The following is a 744-nucleotide window of genomic DNA, read 5'->3' as shown; positions in this document are numbered from 1 at the left end:
AGCTTGAGGTAATCCGGCTCGTAGTTCCACCAGCCGTCGGCGGGGGCGACGGGACGCGCCCGGCGTAGCAGCCATCCGATCCGGCCGACGACCTCCTGCGCCACGTTGAAGCGCAGCAGGCCGAGCGCGTAGGTGACGGGGTCGCGCTCCAGCAGCCAAAACGGGAACGGCTTGCCCGGCGGCAGCGCCGGGTCGTCGGTGCACCAGAAGTCGTCGGCCGCCATCACCAGGGCTGCCGGCGTGGGATGGTGGCGCAGGAACCAGTCGAGGATCAGCAGCTGCTCGCCCGGTCCGGTCGCGGGCACGGAGAGCTGCACGAACGGGATGCCGGTAGCGGCCGCAAGGCGAGCGGGCTCGACGAGCTGGATGTGCGAGTTGCCGAGGATCGCACCTGAAAACGCCGGGTCGCGCCCGCGGACGGCCAGAGCCGTGCGTGGCCCCTGCGGCCGGACGGCGCCGACGGAGAACAGCCGCGACCGCCCGCTGTCGTAGGGGTCGATCGCGACGGCGAGCGCGAGGTAGCCGGACAGGATCGCCGCCGCCGTGAACACGGCGGTGCGGGCGAAGGCGGACCAGGCCGTGGCAGGCGACGGGCTGCGCATCGGCTCAGAACTGAAAGTAGATGAAGTCGTAGTTGCCGTCGTCGCCGATCTTCAGCAGCACGACGACGAAGAGCAGCGCGAAGGCGGCGGCGATCAGCCGGCTCGGCGGCAGGCGGTGGACCGCCGCCCAGGCGCTCGGCCC

The 744-nt window shown here is 71.9% G+C and carries 1 pseudogene; it reads right to left on the bottom strand.

From position 1 onward, the window contains the following. Positions 1 to 602 (bottom strand): annotated as a pseudogene (locus tag FV222_RS28205) (hypothetical protein); the annotation flags it as partial. Positions 603 to 744 lie beyond the last annotated feature (142 nt).

Origin of the sequence: Methylobacterium sp. WL103 (genome assembly GCF_008039885.1) — a bacterium.
GTDB lineage: Bacteria > Pseudomonadota > Alphaproteobacteria > Rhizobiales > Beijerinckiaceae > Methylobacterium > Methylobacterium cerastii.
Note: the sequence above shows the minus strand (reverse complement) of the source record. Positions and strands in the feature narration are given on the sequence as shown.